The sequence below is a fragment of the Dysgonomonas sp. 25 genome (genome assembly GCF_010501075.1).
GTDB lineage: Bacteria > Bacteroidota > Bacteroidia > Bacteroidales > Dysgonomonadaceae > Dysgonomonas.
Genome location: NZ_QVMN01000001.1, coordinates 721,186 through 728,271, shown reverse-complemented (window position 1 = coordinate 728,271; position 7,086 = coordinate 721,186). Strand labels below are relative to the sequence as shown.

Genomic DNA, 7,086 nt, shown 5'->3' with positions numbered 1-7,086 from the left:
CATCAAATGAAAGACAAACACTACGGCAATACCGACTTCTACACCTTTATCCAAAACGAAATAGAACTCATTAAATCCGCGCGTACCAAAGGAACCATAGACAACTACCGGAACCTTATCAACAAAATGAAAGAATGGAAACCCATCCTGACCTTTCAGGAAATAACCCTCGACTATATCCAACGCTTCCATGACTACGAAATCAAAACAGGCAACCAACTCTCCACCATCTATAAAAAACACGCCAACTTTAAATTTTTGATAGGCTTAGCTGTGGACAAAGAAAAAATAGCGAAAAACCCCTATGACAAATTTGAAATCAAGAAAATCACCAAAGCCCAGAATAACGATATACTGACCGAAGAAGAACTCCAAAAACTCCAACACGCCTATGATAACAACACATACACAGGAGGTAAGAAAGAAGTATTAAGAGAATTCCTCTTTAGTTGCTACACCTCCCTTTCCTATGCTGAATTCGACAATGTAACCTACGGCGACTTAAAACCTGTCACGATAAAATCAAAATCAGACGAAAATCAAAAAGAAGAAACAACCATTACAACCCACTACCTCCTATGCAACGAACGCAAAAAGACAAACGTTATGTATAAAATACCTATAATATCCAAAACAGTAGAACAACTGTTAGAAAGAGAAGTCACAATAAAAACGAAAAAAGGAGAAGAACATAAAGATAAAGAATCTTTCCAAAAGATATTCTCACCGCTAACCAATCAACCAACTAACCGCTACCTCAAAGAAATCATGAAAGACCAGCATATCAACAAGACGATGACTTTCCATCGTGCCCGCCACACCTTCCGCACCATAGCCGCAAGAAGAGGCATCCATGACGGAATAGCCGAGCGCATAATGGGACATGCTGAAGGCAATGATATCAAAGATATCTATACCCATCTGCATGATGAAGACATTGTTCGGGAAATGAAAGATAAATGGATCGTATGATTTTGATCATTTGAGGCTGTCTTTTTCAAATGAGGCAGCCTCTAGTATTCTAAAGTCTCAGACCTATTGTAGTCCATTTAAGTGTGGCACTAAAAGGAAAACATTGAAATATTACATTAAATATCGAAGTCTGTTTAAATAGATAAATTATATTTGAACTCTATTGCAACCCTTGAATCAGTTCGATCTCCAATCCGGTAATTTTAGCTATCATTTCAGAAGTTAACCCTTCCTTTTTCATATTAGTAGCAATCTTCATTTTAGTGTTCATTTCTATCACATCTTTTTCAGATGTATTATAAGAGAAAATAAGGTCACATATTTTATCCACCAAATCATGTAAATCTTTTTTGCTATTCTGTAGATTGAAGTCGATCCCCCAATATGCGTGCTTATCCTTTATCAGCATAATATAATATATACCACCAAACAAAAAAGCCAAAACCAAATTAACATCAATACCTTTTTTATCTTTTAATTCGAGCATATATTCGCTGATAATATGGCGGTACATAAACTCCCGGACTGCCAAGCTTCTTGTTATTGTGTTGTTATTCTCAGAAAGTTCCCAAGCAATAATCTGCCTAAGGTATTTGTCTTTATATAATTTCATGATAAAAGCCTTCAGTACTCTTTTCAGATATGCTTTACTTGTTAATTTCTTTCTACTTTTAGCTGCATCATCCAATATATCCGTAAACCATTCTATATCCTTTTCCACAAGTTTATCCAATACCCCTTCCAAATCACCAAATCTGTTATAAACAACCATCGGAGCAACGTTGGCTTTAGCGGTTATTGCGGTAAAGGTAAGTTTGGCAACCCCACACTCTTCTATCAATGCTTTTGTAGAATCCAGAATCGTTTTATCCAATTCATAATTTGTCCTTCGAAGAATTCCAATTTTTCTTTGCTTCATAAAATATACCCCAATTTTAAACATTGTAATGTCAAATCAACCAATCGATTGCGAAATAATAACAAATTTTTATTTATTTCATATTAATTTTTGTTTATATTTGCAATACAACAATTAATCTTTAACAGATAAACGATCTGTTTCTAACAATTCTTTATTTTTTCAGCAGTGAAAGATAATAAATAAAGGATTAACATAAAACTTACGATACTAACTAAACGGCAAGCGACCCGAACTGTTATTTGTATAAATGACCCGATACAGCAGGCTGTAAAGTTATATCACACCTCTCAAAGGGGGGAGGAAGTAAACCGGATTTCCATACTTAAATGATTTAAAATTGCCGGTTCTTTTTCGGTTTAGGAAGAACTGTGCGATTTAAGCAGTTCATGCTTACAAAATTGGAGACACAATACATGGATACAAATGCCCAATACACGAAACAAAGGATATTGAGGAGGATGCAAAAATTAGCGGTAAAGCTGTTAAATTTTAAAAGCATCGACCAACTTGACCCCGTTATCCTCTTATTTATTCAATCCCTGGCAGAGGAAGTATATAAATCAGCACGGGAGATAAATAATATAGAATCACGCATCATTGATAAACTCTCCGATGTTCTGGTTACCGACACTACCGGCTCCACCTCTGCGGCACATGCCATACTGCATGCCACACCATTGGAAAATGATTGCCTGCTCACCTTAGAAACTGAATTTGTCTGTAACCATCCTAAGAAAGAGCTTGATAAATTAACATTCCATCCGGCCTGCAATACCTTGGTAAGGGAAGGAAGAGTCTGTTACCAGATTAACAACGGCATTTTATATGAAATAGACACAGACTTTTCCCGTGAGGCCGTTTCGCGCTCAAGGGAAGTCGAATCGATGTATAGCAACACATGTTGGATAGGATTGGAAATATCACCGGCTATAAATAATCTTGAAAATCTTTCTTTCTATATCGACTTCCCATCAACCGGTAACAAGGAAAAATACCTGAATCTGTTACCCTATACCTTATGGATATTGAATGACAATCCTGTAAATATGGAACAGGGCATATATTCTGTACCGCAGGAATTTAAAAACCGGTATGTGAAATTGTTTTCGATGGCCAATATCGAGCCCTCGTCCCGAATGAATGCCCGGATTACATCTTATTACCGGCATCATTTCCTGACTATTTCCGGCGAGATATTTGCGGACAGCAACAAACAGCCATTTCCTGAACAACTAAAACAATATTATCCGGAATCAGTGACGGACGAATTCAAACGGGAGTTAATATGGTTTGAAATAAAATTCCCTCCTTTTTTCGATAAAGCTGTATTGGAGCAAATGAGAATCAGTATAAATGCTTTTCCGGTTCTAAATAAGCAACTGCATGAGATTACGACCTATGTCAACGAGCTTTCAGCAATTGTTCCACTAACAACCGATAATAATGAAACATTTATATCTATACACAGTATAAGTGATTCACAAGGAAGGGAATACTATGATCTGCCATTTAGTAGTACAGAGGAACTAGAATACAGGACATACTCCCTTCGCAAAGGTGGTATTGAACGCTATGATGCCCGTGACGCAAAAAAATCCTTAGCAGATCTGGCTAACCGGATGGAAAGCCGGATAGCCTTTTATACAAACCGAACCGATGGGGATGATACATTGAGAGGGACTCAAAAGCAGATACAACTACTCTCGGCATATTTAAGACGATTGATAAGGGATTACACAGACAAACGTTCAGCCGGAACTTATCTTTTGCTCGACCAATTACAGGATGACGAGATTATTTTTGCGAAATACTGGGCTACCCACAATGAAGCAGCTAATAATATCCCAATAAATACATTTTTGGAGTGTCCTTTACTGACAGAACTAATCCCTTCTACAATCCGGTTACTGACAGCAACGACAGGAGGAAATTCATATCCCTTATCCGCTTCAAACAATAAAATATATCACAGCTCACTTGCTTCCCATATCTTGCTGGTAACAAGTAATGATATAGTAGAATATTGCCTTCAACAATTTAAAGATATTGTGAAAAATGCTACAGTTCGTTCAGGTTATATGAAATGCGAACCACCCGAAGAAGGTTTCCTGCGGACAACCGATGTATATGTAGAGCTTCGGGAACTAACCGACAAATCATTTTATCCTAAAATAGAATCCCATATCTGGAAAGGACTAAAAGAAAATTCACCGGCGACCTTTAAATACAGGGTTTTCGCTAACAAAGAGGACAATCGACCAAAGAAGTAACCCTATGAGCATAAAAGACAAACTACATACAAAAGGCAAATATTCCGTGATAAACAGTCTTAGTACAGACTATCGGGCAGAAGTGATAGCTTCCGGAGTGATAGAAGCCGGACAGGATAAAGACAAAATACTGATATTCCGGGGTAAAAGCAATACCCGCGATGTTTCAAAAGATATATATAAGATAAATTATGCATATCTGTCAGAAGACCTGATGGAATGCCTGTGTATTTATACTACACGTCAGGGAATTTATGACAATCTGCCTGAAGGAATATTCCACCAATCGCACGATACAAGAAAAAAGAGGTATCATGAAGAGATAATAGAGGAGATAAAAGATCAAAGGCTGGAAGAAATTATCGCCCGAAGGTTTTTTCAACCCTTTGAAATGGCTATTGACCGGATATTAGTAGACGCCCAACTTTATGAAAAGAAATTTGACAAGGTAAACTTCCATGATAACCTGAAAAAAACGTTTACACATTACTGGCATGTTTTCAAGCTGATGGATTTAAAACAATCCGCATTCTTTATTAAGATTATCCCCGAACTATACCGTATACCCACCGATTTTGATTATATGGGAGAAATCCTGAGTGTGATTTTCGACATACCTTTCAAAGTCGAACCGGGAAAAGTCTCAAAAATACCTGTTGATAAAAAGAAAATTCCTAAACTGGGGAAAAGTAAACTGGGAATTAATTCTGTATTAGGAGGAGACCACTTCACCGATGGCTCCCGTGATATCCGTATCACTATCGGCCCGATGCACCCGGAACAAGCACGGCTTTTCTGTAGCTCTTTCCACAATGATCTATTGTTAAAAGAATTACTGAAGCTGATTTTGCCTTTCAACTACCAGCGTGAAATCAAGTACCTGACATCGAAAGAGCATTGTAAATTCCGTTTATCATCCCCGACGCATACAGCTTACCTCGGTATTAACACAGTCCTGTAACTAATTCTAAAAACTAACATAAAATAAAAACTCACGATAAATGGCAACAAACAACCGAACAGAAGAACGCCTCATGACCAATGCAATCGTACATGTGGCAAGAGAAAAAGTAAACTTCGTCCATCTTACCATAGAACAAACCTATGGCGACCATCATTATTTTGAGTTATGCCTGGACTATGGTGTAATGCAGGACTCGTTCATGTCTTCACCCGCAGATATTTTTGAGTTGATAGGCAAAACAGTATCCATTGACTTACAATATGGGGAAGACATCGGTAATGCCTATGTATTTAAAGGTATTATAACAGAAGCAGCACCCACAGCGCACAAAGGGCGGCATGGCTATATATTGCTGAAAGGAGCCAGCCCGACCATTATGCTCGAACAGGGTAAACGGATAGAAATCTATTCGGATATGACACCTGCACAAATCTTTAAGCAAGTCCTTTCCCGTGTCCATGATATGTATATCAAACCGGCAGGCAAGCCGACTTTTACCGGGCAAGCCGGTTTTCTGATGCAATACAATGAGAGTGACTGGCGGTTTTTACAACGCCTTGCATGGCATTACGGCGAAAACCTGTTCTTTAGCGGATCAAACTTATTATTCGGGGAATATGAGGACTGGGAAGCAGAAGAACTGTATTATAATGCGGAGATCACTTCATTTGAGTTTTACTCACGTCTTTTGCCTAATACCTTTAGCCGGTATGACTATCAGGCAAGTAAGGATACGACACTGGAAAAGCAAGCTTCATCAGGTATTGAGAATTCGAATCAATATATAGATACGGCATCGAAGAGAAGCGTAGACCTGACGGAAAAATGTCCCCCGAAAACACCTTTGGATATAAATGTAAATGGTCAGGCAGAACTGGATGAGCTCGTTAAAAGAGACAAGACACGCACAGCCGCCGCTACAATATGTGTAAGAGGAACATCCGACAGTTATAAAACTACCATTGGACGCCTCATTACCCTAAAAATAAATGACAACATATCTACACGTAGCGAACTCGGTACATACCGTGTTATTAAATCCATTCATAGGATTAATGAGATGCATGAGTACAGCAATGAATTTGAAGCTGTACCCGCAAAACTGGAAGTAATGCCGATGCCTGAAATACCGGTTCCGGTGGCAGGCCCGATGCTGGCAAAGGTAAGGGATAATGCCGATCCTGAAGGACAAGGGCGTATACAAGTCGATTTTCCATTTACACAAAACAGAAATACATACTGGCTAAGGGTTATGTCATCGCATGCCGGATCAAGCGATAAAGTGGAAAAAGGACGTGGTATGGTCTTTATTCCCGAAAAAGATGATCAGGTAATGGTAGACTTTGAAATGGGTAATCCGAATAAACCTTTTGTTTGTGGCAGTATGTTTCATGGTAACAATGCATTTAACGCAGGTGTTGAAAATTATATCAAGAGCATTATAAGCCGGATGAACCTGGCTCTTGAGTTCAACGATGATCCCGGTGCATTGGGCATAACCCTGAAAGATAATATAGGCGATTTGATTCACATCGATGCAAAAGGTAAAAATATTGAGATCACGGCATTGGAAACGATAACCTTTAATGCGAAGAATATGGTTATGAATATTAATGAAAACCTCGAAGCAAATATCGGACAGGATGTTATTTCTGAAATAGGCAATAACCAAACTACGACTATCGGTGCTACAAAAGAAACAACGGCGAATGAATTGAAAGAGGAAATCGCAACTAATTCTACAACTAAAATCGGGAATAAGTACGAGGTCACTACTGGTCAAGTTAAACTTCTGGCTGAAAGTGGTGATATGATACTCAAGAGTGCAGGAAAGGCTTTAGTACAGGGTACTAGTGATGCAAGGATAACTAAAGGATAGGAAGCGAATGAAAAATAAATATATTTTACGGAATGGAGGGTTGTTTATATTATTGGTCATTATCGTGATCAATAGTTTG

Annotated in this window: 5 protein-coding genes; 4 read left to right on the top strand and 1 reads right to left on the bottom strand. The window is 38.3% G+C overall.

All coding sequences use genetic code 11. The annotated features are described in order from the left end of the window. Positions 1–972, top strand: a 972-nt coding sequence (locus D0T66_RS03200) for a site-specific integrase (protein WP_221412168.1), incomplete at its 5' end; no start/stop codon positions are given. A 160-nt stretch (positions 973–1,132) separates the two neighbouring features. Here the strand turns inward: D0T66_RS03200 and D0T66_RS03195 are convergent. Continuing rightward, positions 1,133–1,891 (bottom strand): TetR/AcrR family transcriptional regulator, encoded by a 759-nt coding sequence (locus tag D0T66_RS03195; protein ID WP_163355486.1) that lies wholly within the window; start codon positions 1,889–1,891, stop codon positions 1,133–1,135. A gap of 461 nt (positions 1,892–2,352) precedes the next feature. On the opposite strand from D0T66_RS03195, the gene D0T66_RS03190 reads away from it, so the two are divergent. From D0T66_RS03190 to D0T66_RS03180, 3 genes are read left to right on the top strand one after another with little or no spacing between them, the layout of a single operon-like run. Next, positions 2,353–4,164, top strand: coding sequence for a type VI secretion system baseplate subunit TssF (locus tag D0T66_RS03190; protein WP_163355485.1), 1,812 nt, complete (start codon positions 2,353–2,355; stop codon positions 4,162–4,164). A gap of 4 nt (positions 4,165–4,168) precedes the next feature. Further along, entirely contained in the window at positions 4,169–5,125 is a 957-nt protein-coding gene (locus tag D0T66_RS03185) for a type VI secretion system baseplate subunit TssG (RefSeq protein WP_163355484.1), read from the top strand. Between the two features lie 40 nt (positions 5,126–5,165). Next, on the top strand, positions 5,166–7,007 hold the full coding sequence (locus D0T66_RS03180) for a type VI secretion system Vgr family protein (protein ID WP_163355483.1): 1,842 nt from the start codon (positions 5,166–5,168) through the stop codon (positions 7,005–7,007). Positions 7,008–7,086: the final 79 nt, after the last annotated feature.

Excerpts from the sequence above, each read along its gene's own strand:
- D0T66_RS03195 (WP_163355486.1), bottom strand. The coding sequence starts at position 1,891 with ATGAAGCAAAGAAAAATTGGAATTCTTCGAAGGACAAATTATGAATTG.
- D0T66_RS03190 (WP_163355485.1), top strand. The coding sequence starts at position 2,353 with ATGCAAAAATTAGCGGTAAAGCTGTTAAATTTTAAAAGCATCGACCAA.
- D0T66_RS03185 (WP_163355484.1), top strand. The coding sequence starts at position 4,169 with ATGAGCATAAAAGACAAACTACATACAAAAGGCAAATATTCCGTGATA.
- D0T66_RS03180 (WP_163355483.1), top strand. The coding sequence starts at position 5,166 with ATGGCAACAAACAACCGAACAGAAGAACGCCTCATGACCAATGCAATC.